Source organism: Variovorax sp. JS1663 (genome assembly GCF_002157355.1).
Classification (GTDB): domain Bacteria; phylum Pseudomonadota; class Gammaproteobacteria; order Burkholderiales; family Burkholderiaceae_C; genus Variovorax.
Genome location: NZ_LYMK01000052.1, coordinates 25,234 through 45,821, shown reverse-complemented (window position 1 = coordinate 45,821; position 20,588 = coordinate 25,234). Strand labels below are relative to the sequence as shown.

Sequence of the window (20,588 nt, the reverse complement as noted above, 5' to 3'; positions counted from 1 at the left end):
AAGCCAACGAATCGAAGCCACCACGCTTCGCCTCGATCTACGACGCCTTCGACTACACCGTCACCGGATCGAAGCCGGTGCTGCAAAGCTCTGCCCCCGCCAGGATCCTCGCGGGCAGGGCGATGAACCTGCAGGTGGGCACTGGCACCAACGACATGAGCCAGATCCTTGCGGGCGGGGCGCTGACGGTCACGGGCGGGCAGATCGACAACCGCGCCCTGACGGTCGATGCACCGACCGTGCAGAGCGGCGCCGCGATCCACAGCTACGTCCAGGACGACCGGCGCAGGTACCAGGTCGCGCCCTACGACCTGACGACCAACGCCACCGTCACGCTGGCTGCGGCACGCCGGGAAGGCAATGTGCCCTTCGCGGGCAGCGATGCCGGAACCGGAAACCTGAGCCCGGGCCAGACCGGCGCCACCCCGCAAAGCACGGGCGTGAACCCGATCGTGCAGGTGCCCGCGGCTGGCAGCGGCCCCCTTCCCGTGGTCGTTCGCACCAGCACGCCGAATGCCGGTATCCCCGCCGCCAGCCTGTTCCGCACGCACCCCGGGCCGGGCAGCCGCTACCTGGTCGAGACCGATCCGCGCTTCGCCAACTACCGCAACTGGCTGTCCAGCGACTATCTGCTCGACGCCCTGGGCAGTGATCCCCATCTGATCCAGAAGCGCCTGGGCGACGGCTACTACGAGCAGCGCCTGATCCGCGAGCAACTGGCGCAGCTCACCGGCCACCGCGACCTGGGTGGCTTCGACAGCGACGACGCCCAGTACGCGGCACTGATGAACGCCGGGGTGACCTTCGCCAGGGCGTACGGCTTGAGGCCGGGCATCGCTCTCACGGCCGCGCAGATGGCGCAGCTCACCAGCGACATCGTCTGGCTGGTCGAGCAGGAGGTGACGCTTCCGGACGGCAGCACCCAGAAGGTGCTGGCGCCCCAGGTCTACGTGCGGGTGAAGGAAGGCGACATCGACGGCTCGGGGGCGCTGCTGGCGGGCCGGCAAGTCGACCTCCAGCTCGCGGGCGATCTCGCCAACAGCGGCACCATCGCCGGGCGCCAGGCGGTCAAGATCAACGCCCAGAACGTGCACAACCTCGCCGGCCGCATCACGGCGCAGGATGTGGCCCTGACCGCGCGCCAGGACCTCAACGTCATCGGCGGCAGCATCGATGCCGGCAACAGCCTGGCGGCCATCGCCGGGCGCGACATCAACGTCGTGACGACCACGCGCGCTTCGACCAGCAACGCGAACATGCTGCCGGGCCTGGACGCGGCCAGCGGCGTGAAGCTCGCGGCCGTCACGCTCGACCGGGTGGCGGGCCTGTATGTGACCAACCCCGGTGGCAGCCTGCTGGCAACGGCAGGGCGCGACATGAACCTGGTGGGCGCCGAGGTCAAGAGCGCAGGCGATGCGAGCCTCTCGGCCGTGCGCGACCTGAACCTCGGGAGCGTCACCACGGGCCGCGCGGAAGACATCCGCTGGAGCGGCAGGAACTCGCGCGAGGGCCAGCAAAGCCAGGAGAGCGGCACCACCGTCAGCGGCGCCGGCAGCGTGCGCCTGGAAGCCGGGCGCGACCTCACGGCCCGGGCGGCCACTTTGAGCGCCCAGGAGACCCTGAGCCTGGAAGCAACCAACCGGCTGAGCCTGCTGGCCGGCGAGAACAGCACCTCGGCCGAGACCCACCACGCCACCAAGCGGGGCATGACCAAGTACAGCCTGGATGCCGACAGCCAGGACACGAGCCTGGCGCGCACGAGCCTGGACGCCAAGGCCATCCAGCTGCGAAGCGGCGGCAACATGACGCTGTCGGCCATCGAAGCGAACGCGCAGAGCATGAGCATCGACGCCGGCGGCCAGCTCGACCTGCTCACCCAGTCCACCACCCGCGCCACGAGCGCCAGGGAGGTCGACAACGACGCCGCCTTCTCCTCGTCCTCGGGCAGTGGCAGGAAGGACGAGACCAGCCAGTACAACCGCTTCGACGTCAAGGACCTGAGCCTCCAGGCCGGCGGCGGCGTGAAGGCGCAGCTCGGCCAGAACGACAGCCTGACCACCCTCGCGCAGCAGCCCGGCATGGCCTGGGTGAATCAACTGGTCAACGACCCGGCCTTCGTCAACAGCGTCCAGTGGCAGCGGGTGAAGGAGGAGCACGACCGCTGGTCCTATCACCAGAGCGGCATGGGGCCGGTGACGGCGCTGGTGGTGAGCGTGGTGGCGGCCGCAGTGGCCGCTCCCATGGCCGCGCAGGCCGGAGCGGCTGCCGGCGGTGCGGCGACATCGGCCGGCATGGGCGCCACCGTCTCCGCGGGCGCCAGCGGTGCGGTCCAGATGGGCGTCAGCGCCATTGCCAGCCGGGCCGCGGTGAGCCTGGCCAACAACGACGGGGACCTGGGCAAGGTGCTCAAGGAGATGGCCAGCAGCGAGAGCATCAAGGCCATCGCCACGTCGATGCTGACGGCGGGTGTCATCGAGGGGCTGGGCGCCTCCGGGCTACTGCCGCAGAACGCTGCCAACGCGACCAATGGCTCGGCACGCCTCACGGACCAGTTGCAGCGGCAGTTGGTCAACAACGTCGCGGGCTCAGTGGTGCGCAGTGCGGTCAACGGCACGAGCCTGGAGGACGAGTTGCGCCACGGACTGGTCAACGCGCTGCTGAACACGGCGGCAGCGCAGGGAGCCTTCCAGATCGGGGAGTTGACCAGTCCGGGGATCGATCCCGTGACGGGGGCCGTCACGCCGCCAGCGCTGAACCGGCTTGCAGGCGAGGTGGCGCATGCCATCGCGGGATGCGCGGTGGGTGCCGGTCGCGCGAACGTGGCCGGAGGGACGGCCGGCGACGGCTGCGCGGCAGGTGCCTTGGGTGCGGTGGCCGGTCACCTGACAGCACAGTTCATCAACCCGACGGGTGACAAAAGTCAGGCATTGGCGACCACGGAGGTGTCGCGGCTCGTCGGTGCCATCGCCGCGGCGATCGCGGGCGGCGACGAGACGGCCATCTACGTGGCGGCCAATGCAGCAGGCAATGCAGTAGAGAACAACTGGCTGAGCCGGAAGCGGCCCAGCCTTCTTGGACTGTCGGAGCAGGAGCAGTACGACGCTGCTGTGAAGGAGTGCAACGCCGGCGATAAAACGGCGTGTGACACGCGGAACCAACTGGCGCAGACGTCTTCGGGGCGCGACTCGGCGCTGCGCGATGCATGTGCGGCTGGAGGCGCGTCGACGGGCTGCGTCACGGAAGTGCAGCGTGCCCAGGCAGCGGGCAACACAGTCTTTGTCGATGGGCGCGGGAACATCATCGTCAATGGGGTTGCCTTCGCTACGGCGGGGCCGATCACGTCGCCGTTCACGACCTCGACTGCGGGACAGATGACGCAGAGTGCTACCCAGGGTGCAATTCTTAGCCCGCTTGTACTCGGTGGCGTGACGTTGTATGGAATGGGCGTCGCTGCACAAACCACCATTGTTTCTGGCGGACTGGCCGGTCTATCCGCTGGGCAATGGGCGACAACAGCAGGAGTCGGTGGTGCGTTTTCGATAGGCACCACTCTGTTCTTCAACCCAGACGCAACGCCACTGCAACTGACAATTAGCGGACTGTCTGGCGCTATTGGAGGCATCATTAAGACAGGAGCGAACGTCAGCGCTGGTCTCGCAAATCAATGGATCCCAACGACAGCAGGGAACGTCAATACCCAGCTCCTCGGGACCTCTGCCAGCAGACTATTCACCTTTGGAGCCGAAGGCGTCATGGCAGGGGGTGATAGTGGCGGAAGCACTGATCAGCGCGGCAATAGCTTCTGGAAGACACCCGCGAGAGTGCGAATGTGCAGATCGACGAATGAATGCTGACGTAGACAAGAACGCATATGAAGCCAAATGCAAATCCCCCGGGAACACCTTTCAGTTTTGATCGCGTTGCTATCTGGTTATTTCCAGATCTCTGGAATGAAAAAAAGGAAATCCGCTATCGCGGTTTATGGTTTGTTATGTGCTATACACTGTCAATGCTAATTTTCTTTGCCATAGTCATTATTCCCGGGGCGCTCATTTTTTCTATCACACTACCGGTCGCTTTTCTAATTGTTGGTGTCGCTGGAGCGCTTTTTGGCATGATTGCAGGTTTTTGTGCTTGGTGGGATTTTTGCCGCAGACGTCGTGCGATAGAACAGCCCTCCAGGGATTCCCATCAGCATTGACATCGAGGCGACACAGATCGTCGGGGGGGGGGGATCACTGACTATGGCACTTTCAATTGGATGAATCAGACGAGCATTACTACATCGGGGGCGTCTTGATGGACAAGACCGATGCGCCCACAATTCAGGCAAACGAGAAGCATGACCAACAGAAAAAAGCTCCCGCTCTAGCACACCTGCTTGCCAGATTTACCGGAATGGGGCTTGACCAAGAATTAGCAGCTATTTGGAAACCAGCTTCCAAGTAACCTCGCCGCTGAAACTGCGGCGACAAACGCGGTCGGTGCGCGTCCCATCACTGCAAGCGATCCTTCATTCCCCTCGATCGTCAATCAGGGGGAAATAAAGTTCGTAGTCACTGCTGAGGGACAGCTCTTGATTGCTCCACATACTGTGAATGGCATCGAAATATCCCATGCAGCTCTTTCTAATGGGCAGCCTGTTATTGCCGCTGGACAGGCGATTGCTGGTCTGTCTGGGGCGTTTTTTGGGCTGGACATCGAGCCTTATTCAGGGCATTTTCTGAATGGTGCGACACCGGCCCAATCTGCTGCCGCTGACCAAGCTGTGCGCACTGCATTCAGGAGTGTCGGCATCAACTTTCCAGAGAGGGGCGGTGACTAAATTGGAAGTGTTCAACTGGAGCGACATCTCCGAAATGCCGATCTCCGAAGAGGAGATCCAGAGAAGGTTCCCCGCGCCCGATTTTCGCGTCAGTCGGAGCGTCCATCGACACGACGAAACTAGGCCACGAGGGTCAGCACGAAAGGGTCTGTGCTATGTCGTTCAAGGGAGGTGCCGGTGCCATTTTGGAGGTCGGCAAGCGGAACCGATCGTACTGGCTCAGGGGCAGTACGTGGAGTTCCCTGCTGGCGCTTACCATATTGAGCCGCTGGATGGCAGAGATGCCTTGGTGGTCAAGGTATGGGATCTGGGGGCATTGCTATAGAAGGAATTCGGCACGCGAGAGCCTGGACCGGCAAGCTCAACCTGCTGACCCAATCCACCGCCAGCGGGCGGGAGCGGGACGGCCTCGGGCAGCGGGCGCATAAGGTCACATTGGTCGCGATAACCAAGACGAACAGCGAAGGTGCAATCGTCTATCACTTTGACGTCAATGGGACCATCCACTCTTTCGATGCATGCACGATCGATCGAGTGGAATTCAAGGGGTCGAGATGAGTGAGCCGCTTGAGCGGCTGCTGCAGCAGCTGCTACCCGTTGCTCCTCAGATCGCGAAGACGCTAGTCGAGGTAACGTTGATTGTCATGGCTGGGACCGATGACGTATTGCCAATTCGAATGATGTGACGCGCGTTGAAAGGTGGTGGGCAACCATTTCATCGTCTTTGGGGGCAGCGGCTGCGCGGACGAGATATGAAAGTGAGTTTCTAAGCATGCCAAGTGGCACCAGCAACCCCGCCGAGATGTACGGCATTGTTCGAGGTCCGGGAAGCCATTGGATTGTTGCGCTCACGCGCAACGGCATCCACGCGAACCGGACATTCTCATTCAGCAAATGGGGTGGCCACGACGCCGCATTGGCCTCGGCGCAGGCCTGGCGCGACGCGTTCGTTCGAAACCACCCACAGCCCACACGCCAGGAGCTTGCCACCAGACTTCGGTCGAACAATAAAAGCGGCATTCCGGGCGTGATCCCGGTCTACGGCCCGGATGGCGAGATACGCAAATGGAAGGCTCAAACGTACTCCTCTGCCAATAACGATATTGGAAAGGCAATTTGGCACCCGCTTTGGACCATCGATAACTGTCGACAGCATCGAGCAACAGCTAATTTCAGCCGGCAACGGAACTAGAGGTATCGTATTTGGTTCACGCGACCCAGGGAGACCAGGGCATGTGTTTAATGTTGTAAATCAAAATGGGGTGATTCGATTTCTTGACGGACAAACAGGCCGAGAGGCCACATTCAACGGGTACGCCGCATTTCGTCTATTGAGGACCAACTAAGATGATTGATCTCAATCGCGCAGAAAAAATAGCAACCGATCATCTGCAAAAAATGCAAAGCAGAATCGGAATTCCTCTTAAGATAGTAGATAGGCTCGATGAAAGCTTCGGGTGGGTATTTTTTTATGAATCGCAAATATATCTAGAAACCGGGGATTTTAGTTCAATTTTAGCAGGCAATGCTCCTTTTATAGTTGACGCCGCAGACGGTGCCGTTCACATTCTGGGCACCGCTTGTCCAGTGGAGATTTATATAAAAGAATATGAGCAAACTCGCAATAAACCCGAGCAATAGATTTAATTAAACAAAATACCCAGCGAGGGCTTATGATGATTTTAATTTATTGAGATACAAAAATGAGTTTCTAAACATGCCAAGTGGCACCTTTAACCTCGCCGAGATGTACGGCATTGTTCGTGGCCCGGGAAGGCATTGGATCGTTTCGCTCACGCGCAACGGCATCCACGCGAACCAGATATTCTCATTCAGCAAATGGGGCGGGCACGACGCCGCTTTGGCCTCGGCCCAGGCCTGGCGCGACGCGTTCGTTCGCAACAACCCACAGCTCACACGCCAGGAGCTCGCCACCAGACTTCGGTCGAACAATAAAAGCGGTATTCCCGGCGTGATCCCGATCTACGGCCCGGACGGCGAGATACGCAAATGGAAGGCTCAAACGTACATGGGCGGCGGGGGTGCCAGACAAAACATCCAGAAATCTTTCGGCGTGACCCGCTATGGCGAGGCCGAAGCCAAGCGTCTGGCCATCGCCGAGCGGCAAAAGCAGTTGGAGCAATTGCGAGGACGGCGCTCTTACCACCCGGCCGATCAATCGAAGGCCGACCTCGAGGCAGCTGATTCTTCGGCACCTGATTGATCAGTTCGGCGGCGCGATGTTCTCGTCCCGCACCACCTTCGTCCAGCGCGCCACGTCGGTCGCCAGGAAGGCCTGCGCCTCCCGCGCGCTCGTGGGCCAGGGCTCGGCAGCCTGCAGCTTGAGGGTCTGCACGATCTCGGGCCGGCGCAGCGTGGCCTGCACCATTTCGTTGAGCTTCGCCACGATGGCCGGCGGCAGGTTCTTCGGCCCGGCCAGCGCGTACCAAGCGCTGACGTCGAAGTCCGGCAGCACGGTCTCGGCCACCGTCGGCACCTCGGGAAAGGCCGCGAAGCGCGTGCGCGAGGTGACGGCCAGCGGCTTGACCTTGCCGCTCTCGATGTGGGCGGACATGCCGGCCAGCGAGGTGAAGATGATCGGCACCTCGCCGCCGATCACCGCCAGCGCCGGCGCGCTGCCGCCCTTGTACGGCACGTGGGTGAACTGCACGCCGGTGCGCGCCTGGAACAGCACCGCCGCCAGATGCATGCCGCTGCCGGTGCCGCCGGAGCCGTAGTCGATGCCGCCGGGCTGGGCCTTGGCCTGCGCGACCAGTTCCTGGATGCTGCCCGCCTTCGCGGCCGGCCCGGCGATGATGGCGAAGGGGCTGCGCGCCACCATCGAGACCATGGTGAAGTCGTTGACCGCATCGAAGGGCAGCGTCTTGTACAGCCCCGGCGCGGCCGAGTGGCCCGAGGCCATCAGGAACAGCGTGTAGCCGTCCGGCTCGGCCTTGGCCACATAGTTGGCGCCGATGGTGCCGCCGGCACCGGGCTTGCCCTCCACCACCGCCTGCTGCCCGAACTGCTCCGGGAACTGCGCCGCCAGCAGGCGCGCCAGCGCATCCACCGGCCCGCCCGAGGTGAAGCCATGGATGATGCGCACCGGCTTGTTCGGCCAAGCCGAGGCCGCGCTGCCCTGGGCGCCCGCGGGCATGGGCGCGAGCAACAGCGAAGCCGACGCCAGCACGACGCCGGCGAGACGATGCAGCAGGGATGTGTTCATAGGACGAAGCGCTCCGGCTGGGGCCCGCGTTCCACGGGCCGGGACACATAGTTGCCTTCCTCGAACATCCGCAGCCGCGAAGCCAGCAGCTCCTCGTTCAGGCGCGCCAGGCGGTCCGCGTCGAAGCTGAGGCGCCCGTCGCGCTTGACGAAGCGGCCCGCGACCATGACGTTCTCGATGTCCGAAGTTTCGGCGTACATCACGACCACGTGGGCCGGGTTTCCACCGGGCATCGCGGGGAAGATGTTCAGGCCGCGGGTGTCGAACATCACCAGGTCGGCCTGCTTGCCCGGCGTGATGGAGCCGGTCTTCCCGTCCAGCCCGAAGGCCTTGGCGCCGCCCATGGTGGCCCAGTACAGCGCGTCGCGCGTGAGCGTGGAATGCTGCGTCTTCGCCGGCCACTGGCCTTCGGCGTAGAGGCTGCGATTGTCCAGCTCGCGCTGGTGCAGGAAGGCATGGCGCATCACCCACAGCATCGAGCTGTTGAAGTAGGGGTCGCAGTCGGTGCCGATCGAAGGCGTGGCGCCGTGCTTCACCAGGCGGCCCAGCATGGCCGGCTGCTCGTAGTTCAGCATCTCGGTGAGGTTGGTGGCGGTGATGGTGCAGCCGGCATCGAGCACGATCTTCAGTTCGGCGTCGTCGAAGCAGTTGCCGTGCCCGATGTTGTGGTCCGGCCCGAGCAGCCCTTCGGCGGCGAGGCGCGGATAGCCGTCCTCCACCACCCGCTTGCCCTTGCGGCCGTAGGTGTGGGCCGAATTGATCAGGCCGTACTCGCGCGCCAGCCGGATGTCGTGCGCGGCCACGTCGTACTCGCCCCAGTCCGGCCCGAGGATGGCCATCGCCAGCGTCACGCGCCGGTCGTCGGAAGCCAGGCGCCCGGTGCGCAGGCGGTGGATCTCCTCGCGCGGGAAGGGCTTCTTGTGATACGGGATCTCGCCCGGGCGCTCCGGCGGCTTCACGGTCCCGCGCGCGAACACGGCGCGGATGCCGGACTCCTCCAGTGCATCGATGGCCGCATCGGTCATCTCGGCGTCGCGCAGGATGTGGCACCAGTCGACGATGGTGGTGGTGCCGTTGCGCAGCTGGTTGATCGCACCCAGCAGGTTGCCCAGGTAGACGTCTCGCACGCCGTAGCGGGTGGCGAGGTTCTTGTGCATGTTGTTGTGATAGTCGCGGCTGCCCACCCAGTCGCTGCCGATGCCGCGCAGCTGGTACTCCCAGGTGTGGATGTGGGCGTTGACCATGCCGGGCGTGACGATGCGGCCGCGGCCGTCGATCACCTCGGCCGCCTCGGCGCCGAGGCGGGGACCGACGGCGAGGATCTTCTCGCCCTCGATCAGGATGTCGGCCTCGTCGAAGTCGCCCACGGCGGGGTCCATGGAGAGCACGCAGGCGTTCTGGATCAGGGTTCGGGTCATGTCTCGGATCAGGTTGGTTGAATGAAAGGTTCAGGCGGCGGACGCGGTTTCGCCGAACAGGCGCTCGCGCACGCGCCGGGTGGCGGCGACCGCTTCCTCGCGCGCGCCGCCCACCAGCGCGCCGCCGCGCTTCCTCACGCGGCCGTCCACGATCACGGTGTCGACGTCGCCCACGTTGGCCTGCAGCACCACGTGCGCGGCGGGATCGCCCAGCGAAGGGCTGTAGCGGCCGGTGCGCAGCAGCACCAGATCGGCCAGGCAGCCCGGTACGATGCGTCCGAGCTCCTCGCCCAGGCCAATGGCACGCGCGGCATTCACGGTGGCGTAGGCCAGCATGTCGTGGGGCTGGATGAAGGGCGTGCCGGGGTAGCGCGCCAGGGGCCAGCGACCGCTCATGCGCTCGCGCTCCGCCTCCTCCGCGCGCATCAGCAGGAAGGTCAGGCGCATCTGCGAGAACAAGTCGAGCGCGACGCGCGACGGCACGTCCACGCCGAGGCTGGGCGTCACGCCGGCCCGGTGGGCGCGTGCGATCACGCTGGTGGAGCGGCCGTCGCCCACCTCGCTCTCCGGCGTGAAGGAGATGCCGCAGCCGCTCTGCGCGAGCAGCGCCAGCTCTTCATCCAGGATCGGGTTGCAGTGCACCGGCAGCATGTCGGGACCCAGCAGTCCGGCTTCTTGCAATTGATGGATCTGCCCGGCGACGTTCTGGTGGAAGGTCATGGGGAGGCCCAGTTCGCGCGCGAGAAGGATCTCGGCCTTGACCATCTCCGGTCCGGCAAACTCCATTGAAGCCAGGGCCACGCCCAGGCGCACCAGCGCCTCGGCGCCACCCGCGAACTCCCGGCTCAGCGCGCGCACCTGCGCCAGGCGCCAGGCATGGTCGGCGGCGAGCGTGTCGAAGCGCCCCAGCATGCCGTAGCCGAACAGCACCCGCTGGCCCGTGCACCCATTGGCACGCAACCCGGCTTCCGCATGCGCCGGCGTCATCACGTTGTGGCAGAAGTCCAGCACCGAGGTGATGCCGTTGTCGAGCATCTCGACGCCGGTGGCGAAGGTGGCATCGCCCACGTCCTCGGCGGTGAAGCGCTCGCGCAGCGGGAAGATGTGGCGGTTGTAGTCGCCCATGCCCCACATGCCCGCGCCCAGTCCCTTCAGCGGGCCCTGCCACAGGTGGGTGTGGGAGTCGATCAGGCCCGGGATCAGGATCATGCCGCGCGCGTCGATGCTGCCGGCGCCGGTGCTGTCGAGATCGCGCCCGACCGCGGCGATGCGGCGCCCTTCGATGCGCACGTCGGCCGCCTCCAGGTTGCCGAGCGAAGGGTCCATGCTGAGGACCGTGGCGCCGCGGATCAACAGGGCCTCGTGGGGTGACGTCATGCGATGACCTCCTCCTCGTCGATCTCGGCGAGCCGGATGCAGGCGGCCCGGCTGTCGCCACCGCAGGCCTCCAGCTCGGGCATGCGCTGCCGGCAGCCCTCCTGCGCCCAGCGGCAACGCGTGTGGAAGGCACAGCCCGATGGCGGGGCCAGCGGACTGGGCAGCTCGCCGCGCAGCTGCAGCCGGCGCGCACGCGAGCGCTGGGCCTGCAACTGAGGATCGGCCACCAGCGTGGAGGCCACCAGCATGCGCGTGTAGGGATGGCGCGGCGCGTCGTGCACTTCGGCCACCGGCCCCGTTTCCACCAACCGGCCCAGGTACAGCACGCCGATGCGATGGCTCACGTGGCGCACCACGTCCAGGTTGTGCGCGATGAACAGGTAGCTGAGCCCGAACTCGCGCTGCAGCTCGACCAGCAGGTTGATCACCTGCGCCTGCGTGCTGAGGTCCAGCGCGCTCACCGGCTCGTCGCAGATGATGAGCCGCGGCCGCACCGCGAGCGCCCGCGCGATGGCCACGCGCTGGCGCTGCCCGCCCGAGAGCTCGTGCGGACGGCGCTGGGCGTGGTAGGCGGCCAGGCCGACGCTGTCGACGATGCGCGCCACCTCGCGGCTGCAGGCCGCGGCGTCCATCGGACGGTGCCGGCGGATCGCCTGCGCGATGGTCTCGCCCACCGTCTGGCGCGGGTTGAGCGAGGACATCGGGTCCTGGAACACCACCTGCACGTCGCGCCGGTAGTGCAGCGGCGTGCGCGGGCCGAAGGCGGTGATGTCCTCGCCGTCGAAGCGCACGTGCCCGGCCGTCGCCGGCGCGAGCCGCAGGATGGCGCGCCCGATGGTGCTCTTGCCCGAGCCGGATTCGCCCACCAGGCCGAAGGTCTGGCCCGGCTCGATGGCGAAGCTCACGTCGCGCACCGCCGAGAGCGTGCGGGCGCGGCCGAACATGCCGTGGCGCCGGTGGAAGTCCACCGACAGGTTCTCGACGCTCAGCAGTGGTCCGGCGGTCATGGCAACACCTTCTCCTCACGCCGCGGTGCGAGCGTCTCGACGCGCAGGCAGCGCACGCCCTGCGCCAGGACCACCGGCGCGGTGGTGCAGGCCTCGATCGCATGCGGGCAGCGCGGATGGAAGCGGCAGCCTTCCGGCCAGGCCCAGGCCGGCGGCACGCGCCCCGGAATGGTGGCCAAGGCGGCGCCGCCTGCGCCACCCTTCGGCATCGCCGCCAGCAACGCCGCCGTGTAGGGATGGCGCGGCCGAGAAAGCACCTCGCGCACCGGCCCCGTCTCCACCAACTGGCCCGCGTACATCACGGCCACGCGGTCGCAGGCATCGGCCACCACGCCCAGGTCGTGCGTGATCAGCAGGATCGACATGCCCAGGCGCTGGCGCAGGTCCATCAGCAGGTCCAGCACCTGGGCCTGGATGGTCACGTCCAGCGCGGTGGTCGGCTCGTCGGCGATCAGGAGCTCCGGGTCGCAGGCCAGCGCGCCCGCGATCACCACGCGCTGCGCCATGCCGCCGGAGAATTGGTGTGGATAGTCGTCCAGCCGCCGCTCCGCGTCCGGCACGCCGACCAGCTCCAGCAATTCGATGGCGCGTGCGCGCGCCTGCCGGGCATCGAACCCGCCGTGCGCGCGCACCGCGTCGATCAATTGCCGGCCGATGGTGTGAACCGGCGACAGCGCCGCCACGGCGTCCTGGAACACCATGCCGATGCGGCGCCCGCGGATCTGGCGGGCCAGCGTCTCGTCCATCCCGACCAGCTCGGTCTCGCCGAGGCGCACCGATCCCGCGGCCACGCGCGCCGCGGGCGGCAGCAGGTTGATGATGGCGGCCGCGGTGATCGACTTGCCGCAGCCCGACTCGCCCACCAGCCCCAGCACCTCGCCGCGGCGCAGGTGCAGCGAAACGTCGCTGAGCAATTCGGCCTCGCCCTGCGGCCCCTGCAGCCGCACCGTCAGATGGTTCAGGCGCAGCAGCGTGTCGGGCGGCAGCGGCTCGGCGTCCAGGCTGTCGGCGACAGGCCGCGCCACGGGCGCGGCCGCCGCGCGCCGCGCAACACGCGGCCCGCCCGGCAGCAGGCTGTCGCGCAACGCATCGCCCAGCAGGTTGAAGGCCAGCACCGTCAGCGTGATGGCCATGCCCGGCAGCACCGGCAGGAAGGGTTGCTCGCTCTGGAACTGGCGGGCCGTCTCCAGCATCGCACCCCAGCTCACCTGGGTGCTGTCGGCGCCCACGCCGAGGAAGCTCAACATGGCCTCGATGAGCAGCGCCGTGCCGAGCGAGATGGAGGCCTGCACCACCAGCGGCCCGGCCACGTTCGGCAGGATCTGCCGCAGCATGATCGCAAGGGGCCCGAGCCCGAGCACGCGCGCCGCATCGACGTACAGCCGCTCACGCTCGGCCAGCACCACCGCGCGGGTGATGCGCATGAAACTCACCGAGAAGATCAGCCCCACCGCCAGCATCGCGTTGGCCAGCCCCTTGCCGAAGACGCCGATCAGCGCCAGCGCCAGCAGCACGGCGGGGATGGACTGCATCACGTCGGCCAGCCGCATCGCGACGCGGTCGAGCCAGCCGCCCAGGTAGCCCGCTGCCAGGCCGATGCCGATGCCGAGCACCGCGCCGATGGCCACGCTCTCGAGGGAGGCCAGCAGGGCGGTGCGTGCGCCGAAGACCAGGCGCGAGAGCGTGTCGCGGCCCAGGTCGTCGGTGCCCAGCCAGTACAGCGCGTTCGGCGCCTCCAGGCGGTGCTTGAGGTCCGGGTGGAAGGGGTCGTGCGGCGCGACCAGCGGCGCCGCGGCGGCGCAGACCAGCAGCAACAGCAGCCAGGCCGCGGGCAGCAGCACGAAGGGACGCGCCAGGGCCTTCAGGCGCGGCGCCAGGCGGCGCGCGGATTCGTCATTGGCGGCGGCAGGGGGCGTGGCCATGGCGGACAGCGTCTCCACGGGGGCGGTGGTGGTCGTGTTCAATGGATGCGCACCTTCGGGTTGATCAGCCCGTAGCCCACGTCGGCCACGAGGTTGACGGCCAGCACGATGAGCGCGACGACGACGACCACGCCCTGAAGCATGGGGAAATCTCCGCGCACCACGCTGTCGATCAGCAGCGTGCCCAGCGCCGGCACCGCGAAGATGCGCTCGATCGCGATGCTGGCGCCGACCAGCACCGACATCTGGATCGCGATGACGCTGAGCACCGGCACCATCGCGTTGCGGATGGCGTAGAGCCAGACGATGGTGCGCTGCGCCAGGCCCCGCGCCCGCAGCGCATGCACGTAGGGCGACTGCAGCACCTCGATCATCGCGCTGCGCATCTGGCGCGCGATCACCGCCGCGGTGTGCACGCTCAGCGCCACCGCGGGCAGCACGAGGCCGCGCGCCCATTGCAGCGGATCGTCGGAGAACGGCGTGTAGCCCACCACGTCGAACCACTGCAGCTCGACCGCGAAGGCCAGCGAGAGCAGCAGCGCCAGCCAGATGCTGGGCACGGCCAGGCCCAGCGAGACGACCAGGGTCAGCGCGCGGTCGGCCCAGGACCCGTGGCGCACCGCGGCCGCGATGCCCAGCGGCAGGCCGAGCAGCAGCGCCAGCAGCATGCCGGCCAGCGCGAGCGAGAGGGTCACGCCCACGGCGTCGGCGATCGAGGCGGTCACCGGCAGGCTGGTGTAGAGCGACTGGCCCAGGTCGCCGCGCAGCGCGGCCCCGGTCCAGCCCAGGAACTGCTCGGGCAGGGGACGGTCCAGGCCCAGGCCGCGCGCGTACTCGGCGCGGTCGGCCGCGGAGGCGCCGGGGCCGAGGATCTGGCTGACCGGATCGGTCGAGGTCAGCCGCGTCAGCACGAAGGTGAAGAGCGAGACCGCGAACAGGATCGGCAGCACCGCAGCCAACCGCGCGAGTACCAGACGCTTCACGCGGCCTCCGCCGACCCGAGCACGCGTTCGCGCACGCGCCGGTTGGCCGCCGCGGCCTCGGCCGGATCGAGGTCGAGCAGACGGCCATCGCGCTTTCGCACGCGGCCGTCGACCAGCACCGTGTCGACGTCGGCGGCGCAGCTCTGCAGCGCGACGTGCGCCGCGGGATCGCCCAGCGACATGCCGTACGGGCCGGTGCGCAGCAGCACCAGGTCGGCGCGCAGGCCCGGCGCGATGCGGCCGATCTCATCGCCCAGGCCGAGCGCGCGGGCGGCGTTGACGGTCGTGTACTCGAGCATGTGGCGCGGCTGCGCATGCGGCGTGCCGGGGTGGCGCGCCAGCGGCCAGCGGCCGGCGATGCGCTCGACCGTGGCCTCCTCGTTGCGCAGCACCTGGAAGGTCAGGCGCATTTGCGCGAACAGGTCCAGCGCCACGCGCGAGGGAATGTCGACGCCGAGGCTGGGCGTCACGCCGGCGCGGTGCGCGCGGCCGATGATGCTCATCGGCCGGCCGCCGCCGAACTCGCCCTCGACGGTGAAGGAGATGCCGCAGCCGTGCTGCGCCAACAGGCCCAACTCTTGGTCGGTCGCGACGTTGGCATGCACGGGCAGCAGGTCGCCGCCGAGCAGTCCGGCTTGGTGCAGTTCGAGGATCTGGCCTGGCGGGTTCTGGTGGAAGCTCATGACGAGGCCGAGCTCGCGCCCGAGGGCGATCTCGGTCGCGACCAGCTCCAGGCCCGCGTACTCCAGCGAGCCCAGCGCGATGCCCAGCCGCAGCAGCCCATCGCCGCCGCGCATCGCGCCGGCCAGCTCGCGGATCTGCGCCAGGCGCCAGCCGTGCTCGGCCGCCAGCGTCTTGAAGGCGCCCAGCATGCCGTACGCGAACAGGATGCGCTGCCCGGTGCGGCGATGCGCCGCCAGCGCCTGCTCTGCATGTTGCGGCGTCATCACGTTGTGGCAGAAGTCCAGCACGGTGGTGATGCCGTGGTCCAGCATCTCGACGCCGCAGGCAAAGGTGGCGTCGTGCATGTCCTCGGCCGAGAACTTCTCGCGCAGCGGGAACACGTGGCGGCTGTAGTCGGCCGCGCCCCACAGGCCCGCGCCCAGGCCCTTGAGCGGCGCCTGCCACATGTGGGTGTGCGAGTCGATCAGGCCGGGGATGAGGATCATGCCTCCGGCATCGATGCGCTCGGTGCCCGCGGGTGCATCGAGCGCGGGGCCGACGGCGGCAATGCGCCCGTCCTGCACCAGCACGTCGCCGCGGGCGAGGTCGCCCACCTGCGGGTCCATGCTGAGGATGGTGGCGCCGCGGATCAGGAGGGGGGTGGTGGTCACGCTGCCCTCCCCTTCAGCGCGCCAGACGCAGGTCGGCGTAGCGGAACACCGCGACGTCGCCGATGGTGGACACCACCTTCGCGACCTTCTTCGGGTTGTAGGCCCAGTAGGCCGCGTAGTCAAAGAAGCCGCAGTCCAGCGCCTCGTCGTTCACCACCTTGATCATCTTCTGCCAGCCCGCGTTCTGGGCCTTCGCGTCGTCGGCTGCCAGCGCCTCCTTGACCGCCGCGTCGATGGCCGGGAAGGTGGTGCCCAGCGGATTGCCGGCGCCCGTCGGGGCGAAGTGGTAGAGGTAGTAGTCGTAGGTGCCGGTGTCCTGCGAGTCGGTCAGGATGGCGGCGGCGTACTTGCCGCTGCGGAAGGTGCTGAAGAACTGGCCGAAGGTCATCAGGTCCAGCTTGACCTCGATGCCGATCTGCGCCATCTGGCTCTTGAACAGCTCGGCGATGGTGCGCTGGTTGTCGAAGCTCGCGAGCGTGATCTGCGGCTTGGGGTTGCCCAGTTCGGCCATCAGCTGCCTGGCCTTCGCGAGGTCGTAGGGGTAGCCCTTGACCGCCGGGTTGTAGCCGGGCACGCCCTCCCGCACGCGCTGGGTGTGGATCTTGCCGCGGCCGCCCAGTTGCGCGTCGATGTAGTCCTGCGGGTTCATCGCGTGGCAGATGGCCTGGCGCAGCTTGGTGCTGTTGAAGACCTTGACCGTGTCCATCATCTGCAGGTGCCACAGCACCGAGGGGAACCAGCTCACCTTCATGCCCTCGCGCTCGGCGCGGGTGGCGATGGAGGCGTTGGTCCAGACGATATCGACCTGCCCGGTGCGCAGCGCGTTGTAGAGGCTGTCGGGGTCGTTGATGTAGGTCACCTCGATGCGGCCCACGCCGACCTTGTCCGGCGCGTAGTAGCCGTCGTAGTAGCTGACGACCTGGCGCAGGCCCTTGACCACGTCCTTGGCCTCCAGCTTCCACGGGCCGGTGCCCACCGGCGCGGTCTTCCAGCTGCCGCTGTCCAGCGCCTTGGGCGAGACCATGTAGGCGCCGCGACGCGCGAGGTTGGGCAGCAGGTTCGGCGATGGGCGCTTGAGCAGCACGTCCACCTGCGTGGGCGAGACCGCGACGAACTTGTCCACGCCGTCCATCACGCCGCGCCACTGGCCGGGCGTGTCGCGCACGCGCTCGAGGTTCTTCACCACCGCGGCGGCATCGAAGGGCGTCCCGTCGTGGAAGGTGACGCCCTGGCGCAGGGTGATCTCGACCTTGGCCGGGCTCTCCTTCCAGCCGGTGGCCAGGCGCGGCACGATGGTCACGCCGTCGGGCGCCATCTCGGCCAGGCCCTCGTAGACCAGCGAGGTGTAGGTGCTGTTGGCCTTGGTGAGCGTTTCCCAGTCGTCCAGTTGCTGGTTGGTGCCGAAGCGCAGGGTGCCGGTGGGTGCGGCGGCCGCCAGGCCGAGGCTGCAGGCCAGGCCGGTCGCGATGGCGAGATGCAGGGTGCGCGTGCGCAGGCTCATCGTTTCTCCTCGCGGCCCCGTGGGGAGGGCCTGTTGTTGCTCTGTGACGGCATGTTGACAGTTTCCCTATCGGGCATAAACATTCCAATCGAGAAGAATCACTTTCGAGATTGGAAAGAATTTGGACCGACTGACCTGCATGGCCGTGTTCCGCAAGGTGGTGGAGCGCCACAGCTTCAGCGATGCTGCGGAGGAGCTCGCGATGTCCGCGGGCTCGGTGAGCAAGTACGTGGCGGCGCTGGAGACGCACGTGGGCACGCCCCTGCTGGCGCGCACCACGCGGCGCATCAGCCTCACCGAGGCCGGGCGCACCTATTACGCGAGCTGCATCCGGATCCTCGACGACATCGAGGAGGCCGAGAAAACCGCCGGCCAACTGCACCCGACCCCGCGCGGACTGCTGAAGGTGCGCGCACCGGTCTCGCTCGGCTCGGCGCACCTGGGCCGCAGCATCGCGGACTTTCTCGCGCGCTTTCCCGAGGTCAAGCTGGAGCTGACCCTGAACGACTATTTCGTCGACCCGGCCGAAGCCGGCTTCGACGTCTCCATCCTGATCGCCGGCAACGACCGCGAGCCCATGCGCGGCGCGCGGCCCATCGGCCGCATGGCGCGAGCGATGGTGGCCTCACCGGCCTACCTGGCGCGGCACGGCGAGCCCGCGGCGCCACAGGAACTCAAGCGCCACAACTGCATGATCTACAACCGCGGGCAATTGCCCGACGAGTGGCACGTCATCGCGCCCGGCGGCGACCGCACGGTGCGCGTCACGGGCAACTGCCGCTGCAACAACAGCCTGGTGCTGCGCGAATCGCTGCTGGAAGGCGCGGGCATCGGGCTCTTGCCGACCTTCCTCGTCGCCGACGACATCGCCGCTGGCAGCCTGCGCACGGTGCTGCCGGAATGGACGCCCGAGTCGCGCACGCTCTACGCGGTGTTTCCGCAGCCGCGGCAGCCTTCGGCGAAGGTGCGGGAGTTCGTGGACTTCCTCGCGCACAGCTTTGCGGTGGACAGTCAGTGGAGGCTGGCGTTCGAGTGATGCTGGTGTGCGCGCCGCGGGAGGCGGTCTGCGGCCCGGTCTCATACTGGGGCGGTCGTCGCTTCGCGCCGACTCCGCTGCGGTGCTCACCTGAGGGCGGTGCCGCAGGGGAGTCGGCGCGCAGCGCCGACCGCCACAGTGAAGCGCCGCCGGCACACCCGCAGGCGCCTTTGCAGCGCGCAACCTTTGCCACCCTGCCCACGAGGGCAAGTCACAGAAGATCAGTACGTCCCCGGATACGCCCCGCCATCCGCGAGGATGTTCTGCCCGTTCAAGTACCCCGCCTGCACGCTGCAAAGGAAAGCGCAGATCGACCCGAACTCCGAAGGCGTACCGAATCGCCGTGCCGGAATATTCTTCTTGCGGCTTTCCCAGACCGTGTCGAAGTCCTGCCCTGACTTCTTGGCAGCGCCGGCCATGGTCCCCTTGAGCCGATCCGTTTCGAAAGAGCCCGGCAGCAGGTTGTTGATCGTCACGCCCTGCGCCGCGATGCCGCTGCGTGCCACGCCGGCCACGAAGCCGGTGAGCCCGCTGCGCGCGCCGTTGGACAGGCCCAGGATGTCGATCGGCGCCTTCACCGAGCTGGAGGTGATGTTCACGATCCGCCCGAAGCCGCGCGCCGCCATGCCGTCGACCGTCGCCTTGATCAGCTCGATGGGCGTGAGCATGTTGGCGTCCACCGCCTTGAGCCAGGCCTCGCGGTCCCAGTCGCGGAAATCGCCGGGCGGCGGGCCGCCGGCGTTGGTGACGACGATGTCGTAGTCCTTGCGCAGCGCGAATACCGCGGCACGGGCATCGGCGGTCGTGATGTCGGCGGCCAGGGTCTTGACCCAGGGCCCGCCGGCGCCGGCAGCGGCCTCCAGCTTCTTCGCGGCATCGGCCAGCGCCTCTGCGCCGCGCGCCACGACGACCACGTTCACGCCCTCGCGCACCAGCGCCTCGGCGCAGCCGTAGCCCAAGCCCTTGCTGGCACCGCACACCAGTGCGGTCCTGCCTGCGATTCCTAGATCCATGTTGATTTCCTCCGGGGCCTCAGCGGCCCATGCGTGTGAAGACGAAGATGCCCGCGATCACCAGCGCGGTGCCGGCCGCGATCCATGCGGTGAAGGGCTCGCCGAGGATCAGCGCACCCATCGCAATGGTCGACATCGGCCCGATCATGCCCGTTTGCGCGGCCATCGCAGGGCCGATGCGCTCGATGGCCATCATCACCGCCAGGACGGGCACCGCGGTGCACAGCGTGGCGTTGAGCACCGAGAGCCAGATCACCTGGGGCGCCACCTGGAACACGGTGTCTACCGGCCGCAGCAGCACGAACTGCAGAATGCACAGCACACATGCGACGCTGGTGGCCAGCCCCACCAGCCTGAGGGACCCGAGGCGTTTGACGAACTCGCCGCTGGCCACCAGGTAGACCGCATAGCTCACCGCGCTCAGGAAGACCAGCAGCGCGCCCCAGGCGGCCCCGGCGCTCTGCCCCAGCCCCAGCTCGTGGCCGAAGACCAGCAGCACGCCGACGTAGCTGATCGCCATGCCGGCCATCTGCCCGCGCGTGATGCGCCGGCGGTAGGCGATCCAGCCGAACAGCAGCACCAGCGTCGGGTTGAGATAGAGGATCAGCCGCTCCAGGCTGGCGGTGATGTAGGCCAGCCCGGCGAAGTCGAGAAAGCTGGAAAGGTAGTAGCCCGAGAAGCCCAGCCCGATCACGCCCAGCCAGTCGCGCCGCATGAGCGCCGGCTTGCCGCGCCCGGCCCACCAGGCCATCAGCGCGAACAGCGGCAGCGCGAACAGCATGCGCAGCATGATCAGCGTGACCGCATCCACGCCATAGCGGTAGGCCAGCTTGACGATGATGGCCTTGCCGCTGAAGGCGATGGCACCCAGCGAGGCCAGTGCCAGGCCGGGCCCGATGCGCCGGTGGTCGTGCGTTCTGGCCGCGGCCGCCTGCGCCGACATCGA

At 67.3% G+C, this 20,588-nt stretch carries 17 protein-coding genes; 7 read left to right on the top strand and 10 right to left on the bottom strand.

The features are described 5' to 3' along the window. From A8M77_RS29815 to A8M77_RS29800, 6 genes are all read left to right on the top strand, one after another. The coding region (locus A8M77_RS29815; protein WP_192871700.1) for a DUF637 domain-containing protein at positions 1-3,854 on the top strand (3,854 nt) is incomplete at its 5' end. A 17-nt stretch (positions 3,855-3,871) separates the two neighbouring features. After that, entirely contained in the window at positions 3,872-4,201 is a 330-nt protein-coding gene (locus tag A8M77_RS35635) for a hypothetical protein (protein ID WP_143694801.1), read from the top strand. A gap of 1,396 nt (positions 4,202-5,597) precedes the next feature. Further along, a complete protein-coding gene (locus tag A8M77_RS36515; RefSeq protein WP_192871702.1) occupies positions 5,598-6,017 on the top strand; it encodes a hypothetical protein in 420 nt (139 codons plus the stop codon). Then, positions 5,929-6,171 (top strand): toxin glutamine deamidase domain-containing protein, encoded by a 243-nt coding sequence (locus A8M77_RS37515; RefSeq protein WP_158101020.1) that lies wholly within the window; start codon positions 5,929-5,931, stop codon positions 6,169-6,171. The genes A8M77_RS36515 and A8M77_RS37515 overlap by 89 nt, the downstream gene beginning before the upstream one ends. A gap of 1 nt (position 6,172) precedes the next feature. Continuing rightward, entirely contained in the window at positions 6,173-6,466 is a 294-nt protein-coding gene (locus A8M77_RS29805; protein ID WP_086925087.1) for a YrhB domain-containing protein, read from the top strand. A gap of 76 nt (positions 6,467-6,542) precedes the next feature. Next, the gene (locus tag A8M77_RS29800; protein WP_086925086.1) at positions 6,543-7,049 is read left to right on the top strand and encodes an AP2 domain-containing protein; all 507 of its coding nucleotides are present in this window, start codon (positions 6,543-6,545) and stop codon (positions 7,047-7,049) included. Here the strand turns inward: A8M77_RS29800 and A8M77_RS29795 are convergent, their stop codons facing one another. The 8 genes from A8M77_RS29795 to A8M77_RS29760 are packed head-to-tail and all read right to left on the bottom strand — an operon-like array spanning position 7,050 to position 17,593. Further along, positions 7,050-8,051: a tripartite tricarboxylate transporter substrate binding protein gene (locus A8M77_RS29795; RefSeq protein WP_086925085.1), complete on the bottom strand. Its 1,002-nt coding sequence runs from the start codon at positions 8,049-8,051 to the stop codon at positions 7,050-7,052. Beyond that, complete coding sequence (locus A8M77_RS29790) at positions 8,048-9,469, bottom strand: amidohydrolase family protein (RefSeq protein ID WP_086925084.1); 1,422 nt, start codon at positions 9,467-9,469, stop codon at positions 8,048-8,050. Before A8M77_RS29790 ends, A8M77_RS29795 begins: the two co-directional genes overlap by 4 nt. A gap of 30 nt (positions 9,470-9,499) precedes the next feature. Continuing rightward, positions 9,500-10,846 carry an amidohydrolase family protein gene (locus A8M77_RS29785; protein WP_086925083.1) on the bottom strand — a complete coding sequence of 449 codons (1,347 nt, stop codon included), beginning with the start codon at positions 10,844-10,846 and terminating at the stop codon, positions 9,500-9,502. Further along, the gene (locus A8M77_RS29780; protein ID WP_086925082.1) at positions 10,843-11,853 is read right to left on the bottom strand and encodes an ABC transporter ATP-binding protein; all 1,011 of its coding nucleotides are present in this window, start codon (positions 11,851-11,853) and stop codon (positions 10,843-10,845) included. The genes A8M77_RS29785 and A8M77_RS29780 overlap by 4 nt, the downstream gene beginning before the upstream one ends. Then, a complete protein-coding gene (locus tag A8M77_RS37015; protein ID WP_143694800.1) occupies positions 11,850-13,817 on the bottom strand; it encodes a dipeptide/oligopeptide/nickel ABC transporter permease/ATP-binding protein in 1,968 nt (655 codons plus the stop codon). The genes A8M77_RS29780 and A8M77_RS37015 overlap by 4 nt, the downstream gene beginning before the upstream one ends. Continuing rightward, positions 13,814-14,758, bottom strand: a complete 945-nt coding sequence (locus tag A8M77_RS29770; RefSeq protein ID WP_086925080.1) for an ABC transporter permease — start codon at positions 14,756-14,758, stop codon at positions 13,814-13,816. The genes A8M77_RS37015 and A8M77_RS29770 overlap by 4 nt, the downstream gene beginning before the upstream one ends. Next, on the bottom strand, positions 14,755-16,092 hold the full coding sequence (locus A8M77_RS29765; protein WP_086925079.1) for an amidohydrolase family protein: 1,338 nt from the start codon (positions 16,090-16,092) through the stop codon (positions 14,755-14,757). The genes A8M77_RS29770 and A8M77_RS29765 overlap by 4 nt, the downstream gene beginning before the upstream one ends. Positions 16,093-16,105: 13 nt before the next feature. After that, complete coding sequence (locus A8M77_RS29760; RefSeq protein WP_086925078.1) at positions 16,106-17,593, bottom strand: ABC transporter substrate-binding protein; 1,488 nt, start codon at positions 17,591-17,593, stop codon at positions 16,106-16,108. A 121-nt stretch (positions 17,594-17,714) separates the two neighbouring features. Here A8M77_RS29760 and A8M77_RS29755 point away from each other — a divergent pair, with 121 nt between their 5' ends. Beyond that, a complete protein-coding gene (locus A8M77_RS29755; RefSeq protein ID WP_086925077.1) occupies positions 17,715-18,629 on the top strand; it encodes a LysR family transcriptional regulator in 915 nt (304 codons plus the stop codon). A gap of 221 nt (positions 18,630-18,850) precedes the next feature. Here A8M77_RS29755 and A8M77_RS29750 read toward each other — a convergent pair whose 3' ends face one another. Together A8M77_RS29750 and A8M77_RS29745 are read right to left on the bottom strand one after the other, a co-directional pair. Continuing rightward, a complete protein-coding gene (locus A8M77_RS29750) occupies positions 18,851-19,642 on the bottom strand; it encodes an SDR family oxidoreductase (protein ID WP_086925076.1) in 792 nt (263 codons plus the stop codon). A 19-nt stretch (positions 19,643-19,661) separates the two neighbouring features. Then, positions 19,662-20,585 (bottom strand): DMT family transporter, encoded by a 924-nt coding sequence (locus tag A8M77_RS29745; protein ID WP_086925075.1) that lies wholly within the window; start codon positions 20,583-20,585, stop codon positions 19,662-19,664. Between the last annotated feature and the right edge of the window lie 3 nt (positions 20,586-20,588).